General features: G+C 48.6%; 20 protein-coding genes (1 of these 20 running past the window's edge). 17 read left to right on the top strand and 3 right to left on the bottom strand.

What is annotated here, in order from left to right:
- Positions 1–52: 52 nt before the first annotated feature.
- Complete coding sequence (locus tca_RS08540; RefSeq protein ID WP_286708873.1) at positions 53–748, top strand: hypothetical protein; 696 nt, start codon at positions 53–55, stop codon at positions 746–748.
- Positions 749–859: 111 nt separating this feature from the next.
- On the opposite strand, the gene tca_RS08535 is transcribed toward tca_RS08540, so the two are convergent.
- On the bottom strand, positions 860–2,308 hold the full coding sequence (locus tag tca_RS08535; protein ID WP_286708872.1) for a cryptochrome/photolyase family protein: 1,449 nt from the start codon (positions 2,306–2,308) through the stop codon (positions 860–862).
- 80 nt (positions 2,309–2,388) lie between these two features.
- Here tca_RS08535 and tca_RS08530 point away from each other — a divergent pair, with 80 nt between their 5' ends.
- From tca_RS08530 to rrmJ, 3 genes are all read left to right on the top strand, one after another.
- Entirely contained in the window at positions 2,389–2,745 is a 357-nt protein-coding gene (locus tca_RS08530) for a DUF5518 domain-containing protein (protein ID WP_286708871.1), read from the top strand.
- Between the two features lie 396 nt (positions 2,746–3,141).
- Complete coding sequence (locus tag tca_RS08525; RefSeq protein WP_286709252.1) at positions 3,142–3,660, top strand: metallophosphoesterase; 519 nt, start codon at positions 3,142–3,144, stop codon at positions 3,658–3,660.
- A 4-nt stretch (positions 3,661–3,664) separates the two neighbouring features.
- Complete coding sequence (gene rrmJ / locus tca_RS08520; RefSeq protein ID WP_286708870.1) at positions 3,665–4,300, top strand: 23S rRNA (uridine(2552)-2'-O)-methyltransferase; 636 nt, start codon at positions 3,665–3,667, stop codon at positions 4,298–4,300.
- A 54-nt stretch (positions 4,301–4,354) separates the two neighbouring features.
- On the opposite strand, the gene tca_RS08515 is transcribed toward rrmJ, so the two are convergent.
- Positions 4,355–4,789 carry a hypothetical protein gene (locus tag tca_RS08515; protein WP_286708869.1) on the bottom strand — a complete coding sequence of 145 codons (435 nt, stop codon included), beginning with the start codon at positions 4,787–4,789 and terminating at the stop codon, positions 4,355–4,357.
- Between the two features lie 149 nt (positions 4,790–4,938).
- On the opposite strand from tca_RS08515, the gene mcm reads away from it, so the two are divergent.
- From mcm to tca_RS08490, 5 genes are read left to right on the top strand one after another with little or no spacing between them, the layout of a single operon-like run.
- Positions 4,939–6,936, top strand: a complete 1,998-nt coding sequence (gene mcm / locus tca_RS08510) for a minichromosome maintenance protein MCM (protein WP_394339340.1) — start codon at positions 4,939–4,941, stop codon at positions 6,934–6,936.
- Between the two features lie 37 nt (positions 6,937–6,973).
- Positions 6,974–7,381 carry a translation initiation factor IF-2 subunit beta gene (locus tca_RS08505; protein WP_010877371.1) on the top strand — a complete coding sequence of 136 codons (408 nt, stop codon included), beginning with the start codon at positions 6,974–6,976 and terminating at the stop codon, positions 7,379–7,381.
- Positions 7,382–7,407: 26 nt separating this feature from the next.
- A complete protein-coding gene (locus tag tca_RS08500) occupies positions 7,408–8,466 on the top strand; it encodes a 60S ribosomal export protein NMD3 (protein ID WP_286708867.1) in 1,059 nt (352 codons plus the stop codon).
- Positions 8,467–8,470: 4 nt separating this feature from the next.
- The gene (locus tag tca_RS08495; protein ID WP_286708866.1) at positions 8,471–9,430 is read left to right on the top strand and encodes a tyrosine--tRNA ligase; all 960 of its coding nucleotides are present in this window, start codon (positions 8,471–8,473) and stop codon (positions 9,428–9,430) included.
- Positions 9,431–9,637, top strand: coding sequence for a hypothetical protein (locus tca_RS08490; RefSeq protein WP_286708865.1), 207 nt, complete (start codon positions 9,431–9,433; stop codon positions 9,635–9,637).
- 50 nt (positions 9,638–9,687) lie between these two features.
- Here the strand turns inward: tca_RS08490 and tmk are convergent, their stop codons facing one another.
- On the bottom strand, positions 9,688–10,272 hold the full coding sequence (tmk, locus tag tca_RS08485) for a dTMP kinase (RefSeq protein ID WP_286708864.1): 585 nt from the start codon (positions 10,270–10,272) through the stop codon (positions 9,688–9,690).
- Between the two features lie 166 nt (positions 10,273–10,438).
- On the opposite strand from tmk, the gene tca_RS08480 reads away from it, so the two are divergent.
- The 8 genes from tca_RS08480 to tca_RS08445 all read left to right on the top strand — a co-directional run.
- Positions 10,439–11,761: a response regulator gene (locus tca_RS08480; RefSeq protein WP_286708863.1), complete on the top strand. Its 1,323-nt coding sequence runs from the start codon at positions 10,439–10,441 to the stop codon at positions 11,759–11,761.
- A 28-nt stretch (positions 11,762–11,789) separates the two neighbouring features.
- Positions 11,790–14,213 (top strand): U32 family peptidase, encoded by a 2,424-nt coding sequence (locus tca_RS08475; protein ID WP_286708862.1) that lies wholly within the window; start codon positions 11,790–11,792, stop codon positions 14,211–14,213.
- Positions 14,214–14,389: 176 nt separating this feature from the next.
- On the top strand, positions 14,390–16,330 hold the full coding sequence (locus tca_RS08470) for an endonuclease MutS2 (RefSeq protein ID WP_286708861.1): 1,941 nt from the start codon (positions 14,390–14,392) through the stop codon (positions 16,328–16,330).
- 8 nt (positions 16,331–16,338) lie between these two features.
- A complete protein-coding gene (locus tca_RS08465; protein WP_286708860.1) occupies positions 16,339–17,406 on the top strand; it encodes a hypothetical protein in 1,068 nt (355 codons plus the stop codon).
- Positions 17,399–18,193, top strand: a complete 795-nt coding sequence (gene otsB, locus tca_RS08460) for a trehalose-phosphatase (protein WP_286708859.1) — start codon at positions 17,399–17,401, stop codon at positions 18,191–18,193. The genes tca_RS08465 and otsB overlap by 8 nt, the downstream gene beginning before the upstream one ends.
- A gap of 76 nt (positions 18,194–18,269) precedes the next feature.
- Entirely contained in the window at positions 18,270–19,421 is a 1,152-nt protein-coding gene (locus tag tca_RS08455; protein WP_286708858.1) for an NDP-sugar synthase, read from the top strand.
- A 5-nt stretch (positions 19,422–19,426) separates the two neighbouring features.
- A complete protein-coding gene (locus tca_RS08450) occupies positions 19,427–20,728 on the top strand; it encodes a phosphomannomutase (protein WP_286708857.1) in 1,302 nt (433 codons plus the stop codon).
- 16 nt (positions 20,729–20,744) lie between these two features.
- A protein-coding gene (locus tag tca_RS08445; RefSeq protein ID WP_286708856.1) for a trehalose-6-phosphate synthase crosses the window boundary here: on the top strand, positions 20,745–21,171 show its 5' end (the start). Its footprint extends 1,040 nt past the window's final position; only the first 427 of its 1,467 coding nucleotides appear in the window; it begins with the start codon at positions 20,745–20,747; its stop codon lies beyond the right edge, outside the window.

Here is a 21,171-nt window from a genome sequence, read left to right as displayed (position 1 = left end):
TTATACAGCATGGCCCCTTAGCATAAATAAGTAATTCATCAACGAGGATAACATGGCAAGATCATCCTACATAATCATCGGAGCCATTCTACTATTCGGCGCCTACCTCTACGGGGTAACTGCACTGAGTCCGGTGGAACCTGTGGGGCGTCTGGGCTTCGTTAAACTGGCAAACCCTGACATGTATCCCGGGCACCCCCAGTCAAAGGTCCTGGCATCCTATGCGGCCCAGAGGGGATCCAAATGCGCCCTCGTGGTCCATTACGCCGGAAGTTCAAACTACAGACACTACAGGGAGGGCAATGTCACCATAATAGAACTCGCATACATCAGTTCAGAGTACCGGACCGACATAGACTGGGGCGAGGTCATCGAATCATTCATATTCGGGGTCCCGGATGGTAAATACCGTTACCGGGCGGACGGATATGAATTCGACAGTCTTGATGAGGCCATGGATTACGTTGAGAGTGTTGCCAGGAGTAAGGGACAGGAGGGTCCCATGCCCATGGTCTTCCACGGCACAGTCAGGGAGGGTAACGTTTTCATCAATCCTGGCTGCGGTTTCCCACTCTATGTCCAGATCGCCTGGAGGCAGTACGGTAGACTCGGAGCCTACTATTACATCGTGAAGGGGCTCCTGCATCCCTACCTGAACAACCCCTATGCCGCATATGAACTGAGCCACGCATCTGATCTCCAGAGGCTCTACAATGAGGGCGCCCTTGACTATACCGGATACGATTGAACTTCACCCTTTCTGGGGATTTTAAGGGCCCCCTCCTATCAGGGACCATTAAACTTCAATGATCCGCAGCCCCCAGCGGATTGACCGTTAACTACAAGCCTCGCCGGCCCATCAGTTCCCCATGAACTCTTCACGGATCCCTCTGAATTCTTCGAGTTTCCTCTCAGTCAGGTGCCTGTATAGAACCCTGATACGGGGGTTGTTTCCTATCAAGCTCCTTTTTTCATTTAGAAATGTCCAGAAGAGGGCATCCCAGACCCTGCACCAGTCCCCGCGCCGGTGATCACTCATCCTGAGGATGTAATTTGACGATGAGATGTAAGGCTTGGTTGCAATCAGTCCACCATCAGCGTACTGGCTCATGCCATAAACGTTTGGCACCATCACCCAGTCATAGGCGTCTATGAACATCTCCATGAACCACCTGTAGACCTCATCCGGGTCCGTGCCAAGGAGCAGCATTAAATTCCCTATCACCATGAGCCGTTCAATGTGATGGGTGTAGCCGTGCTCCAGAACCCTCCCCACAGCAATGTCATAGGGATCTATACCTGTTTCGCCATGGTAAAGTTTAGGATTGAGTTTCCTGCTGTGGCTGAAGAAGTTCCTTGTCCTCTCATAGGGTCCCTTAAGAATATAAACTGCCCTTATGAATTCCCGCCAGCCCATCACCTGCCTTACAAACCCCTCAATGGAGTTCAGTGGCGCATCTGCCCTGAGAACTGCCCTTATAACCTCCATGGGCGTGAGGAGGCATATGTTAAGTGAAGATGAGAGTACCGAGTGGAACAGAAAGGTCTCATCACAGGATATGAAGTCCTGGTAGCTTCCAAAGTTTTTAATCCTCCTCTCAATGAAGTCCCTCAGAAAAATCCTGGCCTCAGTGTGTGTTGTGGGGTAATTGAAGCGGTCCATGGATCCCGGGTTGTCAGAAAATTTCTCTGAAACATACTCCTTCGCCTCCTTTACGTATTCATTTTCTGGGAGCTTCACAGGGGATGGTACCTCCAGGCCGGGGGGCATTCTCTTCCTGTTTTCGGTGTCAAATGTCCACCTACCACCGGCTGGTCTGGAATTTTCCATGAGAATTGAAAGCCTCTTCCTCTCCCTGATGTAAAATGATCGCAGAAGGAATCTCCCATCCCTGAAGTAAGTGTCCATCAGATTCCTCCTGAAGAGGAATGGGGCCTCAATTTCAGTTATTTCAAGTCCCAGTTCCATGGAAAGTTTCTTCATTCTCGCCTCAAGTTCATGGTCAAGGAGCTCAAGTGTGTAGACGCGGTCATATCCCTCCATGTGGTCCCTAAGGTACCCCATGTGCGGGTCAGGGCTGTATTCTATGTATTCGGCTTTAAGACCCCTGGATTTAAGGTGATCATGGTAGTATCGCATTGAAGCCCGATGAAGTACAAGCTTGTTCTTATGGAATCTGAGTCCAAATACCGGGTCCCCAAAGAAGAGCTGGTCCTCCACGAGGATGAAACCTGAGGTTTTACCTGCCGCAGGGTGGTCCTCCAGGAGGTGGTGGGGGAATACAATGGCCACAGATTTCTCATCCATATCCATAATTATGTTGCATGATAACTATAAATCTAAAAGTTTTTTAGGACTCTGAGACATAAAATGTAATGGTGTTTACAATGGTTAAGTGGGGAGCCGTTATTCTTGGATTTATACTTTCAATTGTTTTTCCATACATCCTCAGCCCCTTTATTGGGCATGCTTCAATCCTTGGATTATTCCTGGCAGGATTTGTCGTTGGCCTCATGGTAAATGAGGGGGCCAGTGAGGGTTTCTGGAATGCGACTGTTGCGGGGGCATTTGGCGGCATATTGGTTGCCATTTTACTCACGATCTTTGGAACTGCTCTGGCCGGACCTGTAGGTTTCCTGATTGGAGCCTTTGCGGGTGGAGTGCTCGTGCTGGCCCTCCTGATTGTGTCAATGCTCTTCATGGGTATTGGAGGTGCGATTGGAGGTTTCCTTGCAGGTGACTGATAACGTTCATTCCAGAATATCTGAAAGAAGAGCAATGCCCCCTCTCGATGCTTACCTCCTATTTGCAGGTCTCCCGGTCAGATGAGCCCCCGTGCCGCTTTGAGTGGGGGTTCTATAATGGAACCGGTCACTAAAAGACCCGTTGACCTCCTGGAGCTTAAATGATGGGTGGGTTTAAGGAGTTTGTAGGATAACCTGCCCACTATAAAATTCCGTGTCCATTTCATTCCATTTTATCTTCCCTTCTAAAGGAAAAACTAATTAAAGGGATAGAGATAACATGTTCCCTTCTCCATCCAGATCCCGGAAAAACTAATTAAAGTGATGCAGATAACTAACTTTAAAGCGTACATCCAGGAGATGATCTTAAGATCAAGCACATCAAGGAGAGTTGAGATGCTTATAGGCGTTATATCAGATACACATATACCTGACAGGGCATCAGAGATCCCGGAGGCTGTTTTTGATACCTTCAGGGACGTTGAACTGATACTTCATGCAGGTGATCTAACATCCCCTGATATCCTCACGGAACTCGAAACACTGGCCCCCGTGGAGTGTGTGCAGGGAAACATGGACCGCCACTATGGTATAGAAACCCCCAGATCAAGGCTATTTGAGATCGAATCCTTCAGGGTGGGGCTAATCCACGGTGAGGTCTACCCCCGGGGTGACACCCAGCAGCTGAGGTACCTCGGCCTTGAACTGGGAGCCGATGTTCTGATAAGCGGGCACACCCATCAGCCCTTCATAAGGAAACTTGAAGATATGGTCCTCCTCAACCCCGGAAGCCCCACCGTTCCTCGCCTCACGGATCCAAGTGTCATGGTGCTCAGAATTGATGGGGAAAAACTGGACGCCGAGATAATAAGAACCGGGGCACCTGTATGCAGGTCCCTGAATTTCAGGAGGTGATCCTATGGGTAAAAGGTGGCAGGCCGAAAGGAAGAGGGACCACTACTACAGAAGCGCAAAGAAGGAGAACTACCGTTCAAGGGCATCCTACAAGTTACTGCAGCTCAACAACAGGTATAAACTTATAAAGAAGGGTGACAGGGTCCTTGACCTGGGCGCGGCCCCCGGGGGGTGGTCACAGGTTGCCCTTGATAAGGTCGAGGAGGAGGGACTTGTGGTTGCCGTTGACCTCCAGAGGATAAAGGGTTTCCCTGCTGAAAACTTCAGGGCAATAAGGGGAGACTTCACAGACCCTGAAGTGAAGGATAGAATAATCAGGGAACTCGGAGGCAGGGCCGACGTGGTCATATCAGACGCAGCACCATCACTCTCGGGTATAAGGGATATTGACCATCTGAGGTCAGTGGACCTCGTTGAGAACGTCCTTGACATAGCCTACAGGGTCCTTGACAGGAAGGGAAACATCCTGATAAAGGCATTCCAGGGCCCTGAGCTTGACAGGGTTATAAAGGAACTGAGGAAGGACTTCTGGAAACTTAAAACCACCAAGCCGGCCTCATCAAGGAAGGCCAGTGCAGAGATGTACATTGTGGGGAGGGACTTCAAGGGTAAAGAAAAATGGGAAAGAATAATCCACTAGAACCCACATGAAAGATAAGAGTAAAAGAAAATGGGAGAAAATGGTCCCCTGAAACTACATGAGGGCTCTCACATCACTCAGGGCCTGTGAGGCTACCTGTAACTGATATCTGGCCGTTTTAATCCTTTCATCAACCTCTGATTTGGGCTTGCTGGTCTCAAGTGCACTTTTAACGTCGTCTATAGCTGACTTGGCCTTCACAAGTTCTATTTCAGCATTCAGGTAGGTCTTCGTGAGGTTATCATTGTTCCTCTGGTATATCTCCTTCTTGACTGAATCGTACTGGACCTTCAGGGAAGAGTAGTCGTTCTGAAGCTTTGCAAGTTCATCGTACTCCTCCCCCCTGTTCACACTACCTGATATTGCATCTGAGATGGTATCAACACCTATGTAGGCAAATACCAGGATTGTTCCTATTATAAGAAGAACTCCCAGGACGGATATGGTCATTGAAGTCAGTTTAAAAAGGTTTATCCTTGATCTCTTCATTCTATCAACCCCGTTGTCGTGGATTCAGCTCTCAGTTCACAGTTTTATATCTGATCTGGCCCCTTCAGAGCACGTTAAACTAAGTTCTGTTTACAGTTATCTGTGCACAGACTAAGGTTTTATAATGGTATCATAATATACTTTCCATGATGAAAACCGTGGACAAGAGCAAGACACTTACAAAATTTGAGGAATTCTTTTCACTGCAGGACTACAAGGACAGAGTATTTGAGGCAATAGAGAAATATCCAAACGTCAGATCAATTGAAGTTGGTTATCTTGACCTTGAAATGTTTGACCCTGACCTTGCAGACCTCCTCATCGAAAAACCCGATGATGTGATAAGGGCGGCCCAGCAGGCCATAAGGAACATCGACCCCCTCAGAAAAAATGTGGACCTCAACATAAGGTTCAGCGGGATCAGCAACGTAATACCCCTCAGGGAGCTCCGGAGTAAATTCATAGGCAAGTTCGTGGCAGTTGATGGCATCGTCAGGAAGACCGATGAGATAAGGCCAAGGATAGTTAAGGCCGTCTTTGAGTGCCGTGGGTGTATGCGGCTCCATGAGGTAACACAGTCAACCAACATGATCACAGAGCCATCACTCTGCTCAGAGTGTGGTGGGAGATCCTTCAGGCTCCTTCAGGACGAATCCGAGTTCCTGGACACCCAGACACTGAAACTCCAGGAGCCCCTGGAGAACCTTTCCGGTGGGGAACAGCCCCGGCAGATAACAGTTGTCCTGGAGGACGACCTGGTTGACACCCTCACACCAGGGGATATTGTGAGGGTGACCGGTACCCTGAGGACCGTTAGGGATGAGAGGACAAAGCGTTTCAAGAACTTCATCTACGGGAACTATACTGAGTTCCTTGAACAGGAATTTGAGGAGCTCCAGATAAGTGAAGAGGATGAGGAGAAGATAAAGGAGCTTGCAGGGGACCCTAACATATATGAGAAGATCATAAGGTCCACCGCACCCTCCATACACGGCTACCGTGAGGTTAAGGAGGCCATAGCCCTCCAGCTCTTCGGGGGAACCGGGAAGGAACTGGATGATAAAACCAGGCTCCGTGGGGACATCCACATACTCATAGTGGGGGACCCGGGTATCGGTAAGTCACAGATGCTCAAGTACGTCTCAAAGCTGGCCCCCAGGGGGATATACACCAGCGGTAAGGGTACCTCAGGGGTCGGTCTCACAGCGGCAGCCGTGAGGGATGAATTCGGTGGCTGGTCACTTGAGGCAGGGGCCCTGGTCCTCGGGGATAAGGGTAACGTCTGTGTGGACGAACTTGACAAGATGCGTGAGGAGGACCGCTCAGCCATACACGAGGCCCTGGAGCAGCAGACCATCAGCATAGCCAAGGCAGGGATAATGGCAACCCTGAACTCCAGGTGCTCGGTCCTGGCAGCTGCAAACCCCAAGTTCGGAAGATTCGATAGTTACAAGTCAATTGCAGAGCAGATAGACCTTCCATCAACAATACTATCACGTTTCGACCTCATATTTGTGGTTGAGGACAAACCGGATGAGGAAAAGGACAGGGAGCTTGCAAGGCACATCCTCAAGACACACAAGGAGGACCACATGCCCTTCGAGATTGACCCTGAGCTCCTGAGGAAGTACATAGCCTACGCAAGGAAGAACGTCAGGCCGGTCCTTACAGATGAGGCCATGCAGGTCCTGGAGGACTTCTATGTCTCCATGAGGGCCAGCGCTGCAGATGAGGACTCACCGGTCCCCATAACCGCGAGGCAGCTGGAGGCCCTTGTGCGTCTATCAGAGGCCAGTGCCAAGATAAAACTTAAGGAACACGTCGAGGCAGAGGATGCAAGGAAGGCAATAAAACTGTCACAGGCCTGCCTCAAACAGGTAGGCTATGACCCCGAGACAGGAAAGATAGATATAGACAAGGTTGAGGGGAGGACACCAAAATCAGAGAGGGATAAGTTCAGACTTCTCCTTGAACTCATAAAGGAATATGAGGATGACTACGGTGGCAGGGCACCCACCAATATTCTTATAACTGAGATGATGGATAGATATAATGTAAGTGAGGAAAAGGTTGAAGAACTGATAAGGATCCTCAAGGACAAGGGAGCCATATTTGAACCCGCAAGGGGATACCTTAAGATAGTCTGAATTTTCCATTTACACACTTTTACTGGAGGTATCAGTTATGGATGATTATGAAAAATTACTTGAAAGGGCAATAGACCAGCTGCCCCCTGAAGTGTTTGAAACAAAACGTTTTGAGGTTCCAAAGGCATACTCCGTCATACAGGGAAACAGGACATTCATACAGAACTTCAGGGAGGTTGCAGATGCCCTCAACAGGGACCCGCAGCACCTGCTGAAATTCCTTCTGAGGGAACTGGGTACCGCAGGGAACCTTGAGGGTGGAAGGGCCATACTTCAGGGAAAATTCACCCACTTCCTCATAAATGAGAGGATAGAGGACTACGTGAACAAGTTCGTCATATGCCACGAATGCAACAGACCGGACACAAGGATAATCAGGGAGGGCCGCATATCACTCCTCAAGTGTGAGGCCTGCGGTGCCAAGGCCCCCCTCAAGAACGTCTAGAGAACAGAGAGGAGCAGCCATAGAAAATGTTCTGTGTCAGATGTGGTAGTTCTGATTCTGAATTATATGAAGGCCTCTGCAGGGACTGTTTCCTTGAGGATTACAGTATCCTCAAGATACCTGACAAAATAGAGGTCAGGGTATGCAGCCACTGCCGTGCAAAGTTTATAAGTGGCCAGTGGCTTGATGAAGGACTTCCAGACGAGGAAATCGTGTACAGGGCCCTTGAGGACAGCATAAGCTGGGATGAACCCGTTGAGAACCCTGAAATCGAACTCGAAATAATGCAGGAGAGGGGCACCATCTACAGGTGCCTTGTGGAGGTTGATGCAGAGGTTCTCGGGAAGCGGCTCACCCAGGAATACGAGGTGGAGGTCCGCATCACCAACACGGTATGCCCCACCTGCAGCAAACAGAGTTCCGGCTACTATGAGGCGGTTATACAGCTGAGGGCCGATGGAAGGGAACTTGCAGAAACCGAAATAGAAACAGCTGACAGGGTTGTCCAGAGGACACTCCTGAAACTTTCCAGGCGGGACAAACTGGCCTACCTCCCCCGGCGGGTTGAGGTAAAGGAGGGTGTTGACTACTACATAGGATCCCACAAATCCGCCCGGAAGGTTGTGGACGCCATTCGGGAGAAACTCGGGGGGATAACAATGGAGTCCCCCAGACTCATGGGTCAGGACAAGTCGACGGGCAAGGGACTCTACAGGACGTGGATATCCCTCAGGCTTGCGAATTTTAGGGTTGGAGACTTTATATCCCATCATAACCGAATTCTGGCAGTCATTGACCTCCGAAAGAATGGCGTGGGTGTGAGGGACCTTGAGACCCGTAAGGTGAAGAACGTGCTCTGGGGGGAATATGAGGATATGGATGTTTTGGCCCGTGCAGATGATGTGAAGACCACCACTGTAACCTCAAGATCCCCTGGAATGATCCAGATACTCCACCCGGAAACCTTCGAACCCGTGGACCTTGAGGCGGACAGCTACACATCAACACTGGATATAGGGGAACAGGTCCCTGTCATAGAAATCGATAAAAGACTCTACATCATCGAGGATGAGGCGGAGGAATGATTGAATGGATGATTCGCTGAAAACCATAACCCGTAACGTTCTGGAGGTCATAACCCCTGAAGAGTTAGTGGATGTCCTCAAGAAGGATGAACCCGTTGTCTACACCGGATATGAGCCCTCAGGAAGGATTCACCTGGGGCACGCCCTGACGGTAAGGAAACTCAGGGAGCTCCAGGACGCTGGCTTCAGGGTCAAGATACTCCTCGCAGATTACCATGCCTACCTCAACGGGAAGGGGAGCATGGAGAGGATAAGGGAACTTGCAGATTACAACAAGAAATGCTTCCTGGCCCTTGGACTCTCACCCGAGAGAACCGAGTTCATACTGGGATCATCGTTCCAGACAGAACCAGAATACACTGAGCTGGTCTACAGATTGGCTCTCATAACAACCCTTCTGCGAGCAAAAAGGAGTATGGCCCAGATAACCAGGGAATCCAGGGACCATAAGGTTGCAGAGGTCATATACCCCCTCATGCAGGTCATAGACATGGTTTACCTGGGTGTTGATGTTGCCCTCGGTGGGATGGAACAGAGAAAGATTCACATGCTTGCACGTGAAAACCTGCCCAGACTTGGCTTCAATGCCCCTGTATGCATACACACACCCCTCCTTCATGGAACCGATGGCTCTGAAAAGATGTCATCAAGTAAGGGTAACTTCATAGCCGTCGATGATTCCCCCGATGAAATACGGGAGAAGGTTAAGAAGAGTTACTGCCCAATGGGTGAGACTGATGGTAACCCCATCATCGAAATCGTGAAGTACTTCATAATGCCAGAGTATGGAATGATGACCATAAGGAGACCTGAGAAATTCGGGGGCGACCTGGAACTGGGACTCGATGAGCTGCTTGAGATGTACTCCAGTAGCGAGCTGCACCCCCTGGACCTCAAGAACGCTGTCTCAGACTACCTTGTGGATATGCTTGAACCTGTAAGGGAATACATGGAAGGTGTTTAGATGCTCTATGAGATGAGACTGCCGCCTGGAATAACACATACAACAATGGCTGAAATAATCGAAAAATATGAGGTTGAACTGATACAGACCGATGACGGCCCTGTTCTGAGGGGTGAAATGGAGGAACTCGAAATGGTGAGGGACAGAATTCTGGAGTCCCTCAGGAAGAGAATAGAGGAACTCGAAAACCCCGGCTCAAAGAGCTGATTCCACATAATAAGTTTCTATTTTTCCTGAAAAGGATCCGGGGCCACAGGCTACAGTATACCCCCTGAACATATGCCAAAATGAGGGGCCAGTATCTTTCTTATATCCCTCTGGATCAGATTAACCCCCCTTTCAGCATTTACAGTGTAGAACCCGTTTTTATCTGCAAGTTCAAGGTACCTTTCACGTACTCCTGCAAGGTATGATGGGTCCTCAAACTCATCGGTCCCGCCGCAGCGCTCCATGGCCACCTCCACGTCAAGGTCGAGAAGTATTACAATATCCGGTCGTGGAGCGAACCTGTTTATCTCACAGATCCATTCCTCAGGTCCCTGATACACCAGGCTGGAGTAGTAGCATCTGTCACTTACAACCACGTCCTCTGCCCAGTCACCCTCAATTTTGCTCCTCAAGGTCAGGCGGTCTGCTGCAAAGAGGAGGGCGAGCATCCTCTGAACATCCCGTGTCCGGGCATCTGGACCTGAAAGCATGCTCCTTATAAGGCCGCCGATATTAGAATCAGTTGGTTCCCTCACCTCATGGACCATGTAACCGTTTTCCCTAAGCCAGCTGGCCGTCAGGGCGGCATGGGTTGTCTTACCTGAACCATCGATTCCCTCAAAGCATATGTACATGGTGGTTAATCTATCAGGAACAGGTAAAAAATCTTCCCCTACCGAGGATCGTGGTTAATCCGTCAGGACCCATGAAAAGATCTTCTCCTCCGCTGGAGGACATAACTTTATAATGCTTCAGACACAGAATTATTTAGGATTATTTTAGTGATAATTGAGGTGGACCATGTCTAGAGCTAAGGTTATGGTGGTTGAGGATGAGAGCATAGTTGCCATTGATATCAGCCAGCGCCTTCAATCACTTGGATACGAGGTTACAGCCACCGTCTCCTCAGGTGAAAGGGCCGTTGAAATGGCCGAAAAAACAAGACCAGACATCATACTGATGGATATAGTTCTTAAGGGTGAAATGGACGGTATAGAAGCTGCTGAAGAGATAAATAAGCGGATGAAGGTCCCCATAGTCTACATAACAGCATATTCAGATGAGGAAACCCTCAAGAGGGCCAAGATAACCGGGCCCTTCGGTTACATAATAAAGCCCTTCGAGGACCGTGAACTCCACAGCGTCATTGAGGTGGCCCTCTACAAACATGAACTTGAGCGTAGACTGGCCGAGAACGATGAACTCTTCAGGGCAATACTCTCATCGGTTCAGGATATACTGTTCACAGCAGACAGTGAAGGCCTGTTAACGATGGTATCCCCCGGACCCCTTGCAGGATACGGCCTTGAAGCCGATGATGTTCTGGGAAAAGGGCTTGTGGAGGTCTTTGGGGATGAGGTCCACCATGAGATGATCGGAAGGGCCCTCAAGGGGGAACCTGTGACCTATGAATGGACATGGGCACCCCGTGACGAATTCTACTTCGAAACAACCCTCTCGCCCCTCCGGGACTTTGAGGGCAATATCACAGGGGTTGTGGGAATACACAGGGACGTCACCGAAAAGGAGACTGCAAGAAGGGCCCTTGAAAGGGAGACCCTCATAAACCAGGAACTCGCAGACCTCTCAAAACAGTTACTTGCATCAATGTCACTTGAGGAAATTTCAGATAGCATAACCCGGAAGGCAGAGGCCCTCACTGAGAGCAGATACTGCCTTGCGGGTTTCATTGAATCAGGTACGTTGAAGAATTATACCCTCACAGAGAACGTCAGAAGGGAGTGTCACCTTGATACAGATTCATTAAAACTGGGCGGTTTAATTGAGTGGATAATGAGAGAGAAGGAGGCCATTCTTCTAAATGACCCCTCCTCTGATCCACGGTACAGTGGTGTCCCAGAGGACCACGTGGAGATCAGCAACCTGATTGCGGTTCCAGCGGTCCTCAGGGATGAACTGGTGGGCATATTGATGGTCTCCGGGAAGGAGGGGGGCTATGATGAGGGCGACCTTGAAGTACTCCAGCGCCTTGCAGACATATACGCCCTCGCAATTCACAGAAAAATGGAAGAGGATCGTTTGAAGGCCAGTGAGGAACGTAACAGGGCCCTGGTAGAAAAATTCCTTAAAATAGTTACAGAAGTCCTCGAGGAGATTAAATAAACCTGATTTTAACCGGAGGAAATTTCATTTGGAGATACCTGAACTCCTTGCACCTGCTGGTTCCCCTGATACATTCAGAGTGGCCCTCAATGCCGGGGCCGATGCTGTTTACCTCTCAGGGAAGGACTTCGGTGCAAGGTACTATGCAGAGAATTTCAGCCTCAGAGAAATCCGGGAAGCCGTGGACTACGCTCACCTCCATGACAGGAGGGTCTACGTAACCCTCAACACACTCATAAGGGACTCTGAGACCCAGAGGGTATCGGATTACCTCCAGGAACTGCATGCAGCAGGGGCAGATGCAGTGATCATACAGGACCCCGCCCTGCTCTTTCTCAGGGAGGAACTCTCCATCGACATCCCCCTCCATGCATCAACCCAGATGACCGTCCACAACATGGCCGGGATCAGATGGGCAGAGGAAATGGGTCTTGAGAGAGTCATACTTGCGAGGGAGCTCTCAGTTGATGAGATCAGGGATATAACCTCAAGGGCAGGGGTGGATATCGAGGTATTTATACATGGAGCCCTCTGCTACAGCTACTCTGGACAGTGCCTGCTCTCATCATTCATAGGGGGTAGAAGCGGTAACAGGGGCCGGTGCGCCCAGCCATGCAGAAAGAAGTATGAACTCATCCAGCTCAAACCCGAAAGGAGGGTTATTAGCCTCCCCTCGAAGTACCTCCTATCGACCAGGGACCTCTCAGCCTACATGCACCTTGACAGACTCGTGGATGCCGGTGTCAGGTCACTCAAAATAGAGGGCAGGATGAGGTCAGCCGAGTACGTCGCCACAACAGTCAGTGTATACCGGAGGGCCCTTGATAAGATAAAGAAGGGTGGCTGGAGACCCTCCAGGAGGGAGTTTGAAAGACTGAAGCTGACATTCAACAGGACCCTGACCGGGAGCCACCTGGCCGGCGAGGACTTCATGGGCCGTGAATACCCCGGTGACCGTGGCCTTCCCATTGGATACGTTGAGAAGTACTCCGGGGGGAGGGCCCTCATAAGGCTGACCTCAGAGACCGTGCCCGAAAGGGGTGATGGTCTCTTCTTCCAGGGAAATGGCATGGGGGTCCGCCTCGGTGACCACCTGCTGGATGGGGGTATTCTATCGATTCCCTCAAAACCTGTCACTCCGGGTAGCAGGGTCTATCTCACAGGACGAAGGGAACTCCAGAAATTAACTGAAAGACTCAGGAGTTCACACCCACCCCACCTCTGGGACGTTGAGCTCCGCTTCATTGCAACGGAGGACGGTGAAGTTCATTTCACAGCGGAATGGTCAATGAATGGAAGGATTCTGAGGGAATCCATTGAAACGAAGTTCGAGAGGGCCCTCAGAAGACCGCTGGCACCTGACACAATCAGAGAACAGCTTCTAAAAGCCGGTGACAAACCCTTCAGATTAAGTTTTGCGGAATTCAGATACCCCGGAGGACTCTTCCATCCCATCAGTGGCCTCAATGCCCTGCGGAGGGAACTTCTCAGTAGGGTTGAGAAGAAAATAATTGAGGAGAAGAGATCCAGGAATGTTAAGGAGAAGAAATCGTCTGAGAAGGTTTCAGAGGGTTTCGCCAGTGGCTCTGCACCCGGGGGTGAAGATGGGAGTCCCTGCATCTCAGCATATGTTGAGGACCTCCCATCCCTTGAGATGGCCCTTAAGGCGGGGGCCGGGAGGGTGTACTTCGAACCCCAGATTCACACTGATTTCAGGGAATGTGACTGGAATGATGTCAGATCAATCCTCAGGGAAGCCATTGCCATTGCATCGGGCTACGATGCTGAATTCGTATGGAAGTGGCCTGATATAACCCATGACTGGCTTCTAAGGAGACTGCTCAAAATTGAAGATGAAATGCACCTCAACATCATGGTGGGTGGGTGCGGGATTCCCGGCTTAATAAAGAGTGATGTGAGGATATATGGATCCTCCGCCCTCAACATATACAACAGCATATCCGCCATGCTGATGTCAAGGAATTTCCACATGCTCACGGCTTCACCGGAGCTATCCAGGGAGGATCTCAGGGGTATGGAAGGCAACATTGAGATTCCGGTTCACGGTAACCTCACCGCAATGGTGACTCGGGACAACCCCTGGAGGCTGGTCCCCCATAGATTCAACACCATATCGAAGTCCAGGTGGGCTTTAAAGGATAGCAGAGGGGCCATATTCCCATTAAACCAGCTGATGGGCTGTGAAACCACAATCATGAACTCAAAGGAGACCTGCCTCATAGATTTCCTTCCATCACTGATGGAATGGGGTTTCAGGAATTTTTCCATTGACTGCCGCATCCAGTCACCCGAAAGAACAGGAGAACTTGTTGGATCATACATTGAGGCCCTTGAAACCCCTGAAAGAATAGGTAATATAAAGGAAAGAATTGTGGGAGATGCTGAATACGGGATAACAGCATCACACTTCAGGTATGGTCTCAGGGAGTAGTATAACTGCCATACCCCTCTCAGCAGCGAGCTTCGATGTGAATTATTGCACCTAATATCCCCACTCTTTCTGCACCCTTCTGCAGTAAAATCTGGGAGTACCCTCTCATCAACACAGAATACTTTCCACACGCACTCTGAATCCATATATATCCAGGGAACTTTATAGTTGTGTTGATGAATTCCAGAGATTCCGTGGGGGCCATCCTTACAGAGGTCAGTGGGATAGGGGAGAGACTGGCCAGGAAGATAATAGATGAATTTGGTGGGGAGGATGAGCTCCTCAAGGCAGTTAAAAACCTTGAGATTGACCGGCTTGTGGCAATTGAGGGTATAAGCCAGCGCAGGGCCATTGAAATAGCTAACAAACTCCTCGGAAATTCATTACCATCATTTTTAAAAACAGAGAAGGCATTTCAGATATACCGCGATATACTGGAATTAATGATGTCATATGCCCATACAGACTACGCCCGCAACCGTATAATGCTGCTGCACCCCTCCACAGACACCACTTCCATAAGGGAACATATAAGAATGGTCATTGAAGCGAAGAAGATGGTGGGGGAACTTCCTGTTGAGAAACTTCGGGGACTTCTCAGTAATATAGACAGACCCCGGGACCCCCCGATAAACTTCAATCCATCGAAGGCCATCCTGGTGGAGACACGGGAGGACTACGACCTCCTCATAGACATGGGACTCAACCGTTACCATCCCGTGATTCTCAATCCGGAGCCTGGTGAACTGGATGAATATGAACTCATAATCTATGTCTACTCTGAGGGAATGCTTGAACTTGAGGATACATTCAGCACCATAATGGTGACTGCTGATTCAGATAAACACGAAATTGTGCCTGAATGCGTCCTCAATTACTTCAGGAAAAACCTTGAACTCTTTCGCAACGCCCTTGAGATTAAGAGTATGCTTGGAATGGAGACCTGTCTCCATGAGGTCGTTGAGATAATGGATGAGCTTCAGGCTGCCGGTGATGAGGAGGTTGACATCGACGAAGTCGTGAATTCAGTCAAAGCCTGGGCTGATACGAAGCTCAGGGACCTCATAAAGGACATCGACCTCAGCGGTGATGAGGTACTGACCCTCCTGAACCAGGGTATGACAGCCAAACTTGAAAGGATATTTGATGATGTCCTTTCTGAGGCGCGCAGCATGATAAGAAAGCGAAGCGGTGTCGAATTTGACCCCTTCATAAAATCATATCCCCTCAAGATTGACCAGAGAGAGGTTGAAAGGGTTAAGAGGCTTGAGGCGGCTTCAAGGAATCTCAGGGAATTCGAGGTTAAGGTTGATGCTGCCACCAGACTGGATGAACTGCGGGTAGCAGTCGAAGGTGAAATAAGGGATATAATGGAATTTGACTACCGCCTCGCCCTCGGGCTCTTTGCCCATGAATATGAACTAACCGAACCGGAGTTCGGCGATGAAATAAGTCTAAGGGGAGCCCTTCACCTTAACCTTGTGGGATCCGGGAAACCTCAGCGTGTTGACTATCGCATCGGTGACCCTGACAATGTGGTGCTCCTGACCGGGGCCAACAGTGGGGGTAAAACAACCCTCCTTGAGACACTGGCCCAGGTCACCATAATGGCCCAGATGGGTCTGCCTGTCTGTGCCCTTGAGGCCCGTGTCAGGATTGTTGATGAGGTTTACTTCATCTCAAAGAAGAGGTCACTGGATGCAGGTGCATTTGAATCATTCATAAGGACATTCACCCCGATCACCACAAGTGAAAATTCAAAGCTTATCCTCCTTGATGAGCTTGAGGCCATCACAGAACTTGAAGCTGCCGTGAAGATCATAGCAACATTCATAGAGTTCATAGGGGAGTCCAGTTCCCTTGCAGTCATCGTTACCCACATGGCCCGTGAAATAATGAAGTATGTTGATGTCAGGGTCGATGGTATTGAGGCCAGGGGCCTTGATGATGACTACAATTTAATAGTTGATAGAACACCCCGCATAAACTACCTTGCAAGGAGCACTCCTGAACTTATAATAAGGATGATCTATGAGAAATCCTCTGCTGATGAGAGGATTGTCTATGGGAGGATACTTGAAAAGTTTCAGAAAACAGATAAAGCAGAAGAACAATAACCCACATTATGATTGAATATCTTGAAGGATATATACGGACTCTTAAAGGTGAGGATCCGGCCATCTATGAAACCTTTAACCGGATATATGAAGTGGGGTGCTCACAGGGATCCCTTAAGGTGACCGCGGGACTTGAAGAGAGATTTGATAAAAACTTTATTGAATCCGTGAAAGAACAGGAGATTATAAGGGTTTACAACCGCTGGACCGGTGAAGGGGCACTATTTAATTCATTTCGTCTAAAGAAACCTGTAATGGATCGTGGAAGTGCTAAAAAAATCCTGAAGGAGTTGCTCAGGGACGATACCATGTGTGATTTCTGCATGCCGGAACTGTATACCCCTGAAGATGATTTTGGGCGTGTAAGGGGCCGGCACTCCATCACAGCATCCAACATCGCAAAATATGACGCATGGAGTGGCCTTTTAATTTTCAAAAAACATAATCCCCTTGATTTTAGCTTCGAAGAACTTTCAGATTACCTCTCAACAGCTTCAAAATGGTTTAAAATGGCAGAAAAATCCTCAGGATTCCGTTTTCCATTTATAGTATGGAACTGTATGCCGCGTGCCGGCGCATCACAGATACATGGACATATGCAGCTTCTACTGGGGGAGAGGCCCTATGGAAAGGTTTCATTCCTTGAGGAAGTCTCCAGGCGGTACCTTGAAACCTATGGTTCATCCTATCATGACGATGTCTTCCGTGTGCATAGTGCCATCGGGCTGGGGGCTGAATACGGTGGTGTATCTGTATATGCGAGTATCACGCCGGTGAAGGAAAGGGAAATTAACATAACATTTAAAAGTGAATTTCACAGGGACAGTGAACTCCAGAAGTGCCTGTTTAAAATTTTGAGGTGCCTCATAGATGAAGCTGGAGTCCACAGCTTTAACCTCTCAATACACCCATTCAACCGGGAAATGAGTATTCCGGGCATTATAAGGATCGTTGACAGGGGAAACATAGCCTCAAAATCCTCTGATATAGGTGGAATGGAACTCTTTGGTAGTGCTGTTATTGGGAGTGATCCCTACATAATCTTTGATAGAATTAAGGGTGTCCTGGATGCCTGATTATCTATTTGACTTTCTGGATGAACTGAGGTTTCTGAGGAATGGCATGAAAACAGCGATAATTACAGACATCGATGGCACCATAAGTGAAATAGCACCGACACCTGAAGAAGCCTTTGTAGACGATGAAATGAGGGATGTGCTGAGGGACCTCGCATCAAGATACAGAGTCCTGGCATTTATAAGTGGAAGGCCAGTCCGTGAGGCACTCCGCATGGTTGGGGTTCCCGGTGCAGTTTATGTTGGAAACCATGGCCTTGAATATATAATAAATGGTAATTATCAGCGCTTCACTGAGGTTGAAGAATACATCCCTTTAATAAAAAAATGTGCCCTTGAACTCAGGGATAAGATAGATGAAGAGAACATCATCTTCGAGGATAAGGGAATCTGTTATTCCATACATTACCGTCAGTGCACTGACCCTGAGCTGTCACGCGAAAGGATACTCAAAAACCTCCAGGAGATACCTGAATCAAAAGGGCTTAAGGTGGACCATGGAAGAATGCTTGTGGAACTCAAGCCACCCCTTCATTACAACAAGGGCTCCATAGTAAGGAAGATACTGGAGGATTCTGATGTGTCATCCGCAGTGTACCTTGGAGATGATATAACAGATGCTGATGCCTTCAGGGAAATCAGAAAACTTGAATCAGAGAGAGGCATGAAAAACGTCCCCATCCTTGTATTATCAAAAGAAATATCTCCTGAAGTAAAGAACAGCGCTCGATTTTTTGTCTATGGCGTCTCTGAAGTTCTTAGATTTTTCAGATGGCTCCTAAAATAGTCCTGGTTATTATAATGTAATTGCATATTCACTGGAAAAAAATACTTATTAGTTCAGTAGGACATAAATATTGTTCATGACATCTGTTGTTGTCATGGCTGGGGGAAAGGGTACAAGAATAAGACCCTTAACATTCTCAAGGCCAAAACCACTTGTACCTGTTGCAAACAGGCCAATCCTCGATTACATAATCCAGAGGGTTCTTGATTCTGGTTACAGTAAGGTTGTGATGACCCTCGGGTACCTTAAAGATCAGATAAGATCCCACGTTCTCGCAGAGTACCCTGAGATTGACTTTAGATTCTCAGTCGAAAAGAAGCCACTTGGAACTGCTGGGGGTGTGAAGGCAGCCGCCAGTGAAATAAATGAAACCTTCATTGTACTCAGTGGCGATGTAATCTTTGATCTTGATCTGCGAGAAATGGTAAAATTCCACAGAAAAAAGAAGGCACTTGTCACAGTGGCGCTCACCCCAGTTGAAGATCCCTCACATTATGGGATAGCTGTTCTCGATGATGATGGGAAGATAAAACGATTCCATGAGAAACCACGTCCCGAAGAGGTCTTCAGCAAAATCGCAAATGCTGGCATATATGTGATGGAACCGGAGGTCCTTGAACACATCCCCCATGGAAGCTCTGACTTTTCAGCCGATATTTTCCCTGTTCTGATAGAGAGGGATGCCGGGATGTATGGATTCCTTTTCGACGGATACTGGAATGATGCCGGCAAACCCAACACATTCTTAAGGGCCAATCATGATGTCTTGAATGGAACGGTGACTCCTGAACCTGATGGTGAGATAGCTGAGGAGGTCCCCGGTAGATTTGGAAAAATATGGATCGGCAGGGATGTCGTTATCGGTGGCAGGGTCCGTATTGTGGGACCAGCTGTACTCGGGGATGGTTCAAGGGTAGATGATGGTGCATACATAGGTAAAAACACCGTGATTGGATCCTGTGTTAACGTGGGTGAGAACAGCTTTATAAGGGGGTCCGTTATTCTTGATGGGTGTGTGATTGGAAGAGGTTCTCAGCTTCTAAACTGTGTTGTAGATGAATACTGTGAAATAGGAGCAGGATGTGCAATTGACAGATGCGCAATAATTGGTCGCGGGGCATTTATAGGTCCCTCCACCGTTATCAGATCTCACTGCAGCGTCAGTAACCGTCTCAGGATATTATCTGGCTCCCTTGTGGACTCAGACTATCCGCTGGTACCTGAGTGATTCGCATGGCACGGTATGTACAGGATATAAGGGGTTCCGTTAACCGGGATATAGACTGTCAGTTTGCACTCAACCTCGGAATGCTGATTGGGGACTATGTGAGCTGCAAACGCGTCCTCATAGGACGGGATGCCCACACCCCATCCCAACTTATAAAGAGGGCCATCGGGACGGGATTGATGGCTGCAGGTGTGGATGTAATCGATTTCGGTGTGGCCACAGTTCCGGTTATACACCACCACATGAAGAGTTTCGACACCCATCTCATGATAAACGTTTCCCGTTCACCACTCCGTGCAGATGAAATAAACATCAAACTTCTCAGCAACCATGAAATACCCCTTGAACAGCGTCCCACCCTCTATGCGAAATATGAGGAACTTGGAAAGCTGATATATGTTGATAATTATCTTGAATCCTATGTTAGATCTGTTCTTGAGTTGATAGCCCCCTCTGTTAGTGAAAGGGAGTTCCTGGTTGTGCTTGGATGCGATGAAGGCTCCCCCCATAACGTTGAAGGTGAGATACTCAACCAGCTTGGGTGTCAGACCATCAACATCACATTCAGGGGATCCCTCTTTGGTAAAAACTTTCCCATTGCAAATCCATCCAGCATAGCCATGATTTCAGATGTTGTTAAGGCCGTGGGTGCAGACATGGGGGTTATACTGGATAATGACAGGGATACTATCTTCTTTATAGATGAGAGGGGACAGCTCCTAAGGGATCAGACTGTTCTATCAATATTTGCAGGGCATTACCTTTCAAGGGGGGATGGGCCAGTGGTGTCCTCTGTGGTTGCATCAAAATCCCTGGAGAAGGTTAGCAGAGGACGTCTCATAAGGACATCTGTTAACAACGTTCTCAATGAGGTTCACGCAAAAAACGCTGTTTTTGGCGGCGATGAACCTGGAATGTACATATTCCCTGAATTTCAGTGCTGCTATGACGCCACCTTCGCACTTTTAAAGATGCTCGAGATCATTACAGAGAAAAACAGGACACTCCACAGTCTCGCATCTGAAATATGTAAGTACAGCAGGGTTGAATTCAGTGTCGAATGTCCGAACGAATTTAAGGACCGTGTTATTGAGAGACTGCTGGAGCAGTTTCAGGAAAGTGATCCTGAACTTATTGATGGTATAAGGGTCGAGGACCGGGGAGGAGTTATTCTTATCAGGCCCTCAAGATTTGAACCCGTTCTGAGGGTTTATATTGAATCAGAATCTCCGGAGGAAGCCCAGAAAAGATCACGTGATATGATAGATCTTATAAAGAATGAAATGAGTGATCTGTATGGTGAGTGAGCTTCAAAAGCGTGCCATGAGGTTTCTTGAAGGCAAGAACCCTGTTATTGTATCCAACAGGGGGCCTGTGGAATTCTTCAAGGAAAATGATGAAACTGTTATGAAGAGGGGTGCTGGTGGCCTTGTCTCAACACTGCTGCCCCTCGTTGAAAGGTTCAGTGGTGTGTGGATTTCAAGTGCAATGACAGTTGAGGATGCAAGGGTCGCCTCAAGGTACCCTGAGAACCGGGTTCCACTTCCTGAAGATGATCCCAGATTCACCGTTTCATTCGTTATAGTGGATCGTGAGCGATATGAGTCATACTATAGCATTATAAGCAATCCCCTTCTCTGGTTCGTCCAGCACTACATGTGGAATACTCCCTACGATCCTCAGATAGATGATAAAGTTTACCGTGCCTGGGAAGATGGCTATGTCCATGTCAATAAAAAATTTGGGGATA

The organism is Methanothermobacter sp. EMTCatA1 (assembly GCF_002356395.1).
Taxonomy (GTDB): domain Archaea; phylum Methanobacteriota; class Methanobacteria; order Methanobacteriales; family Methanothermobacteraceae; genus Methanothermobacter; species Methanothermobacter thermautotrophicus.
This window is presented reverse-complemented; position numbering and strand designations above follow the sequence as displayed.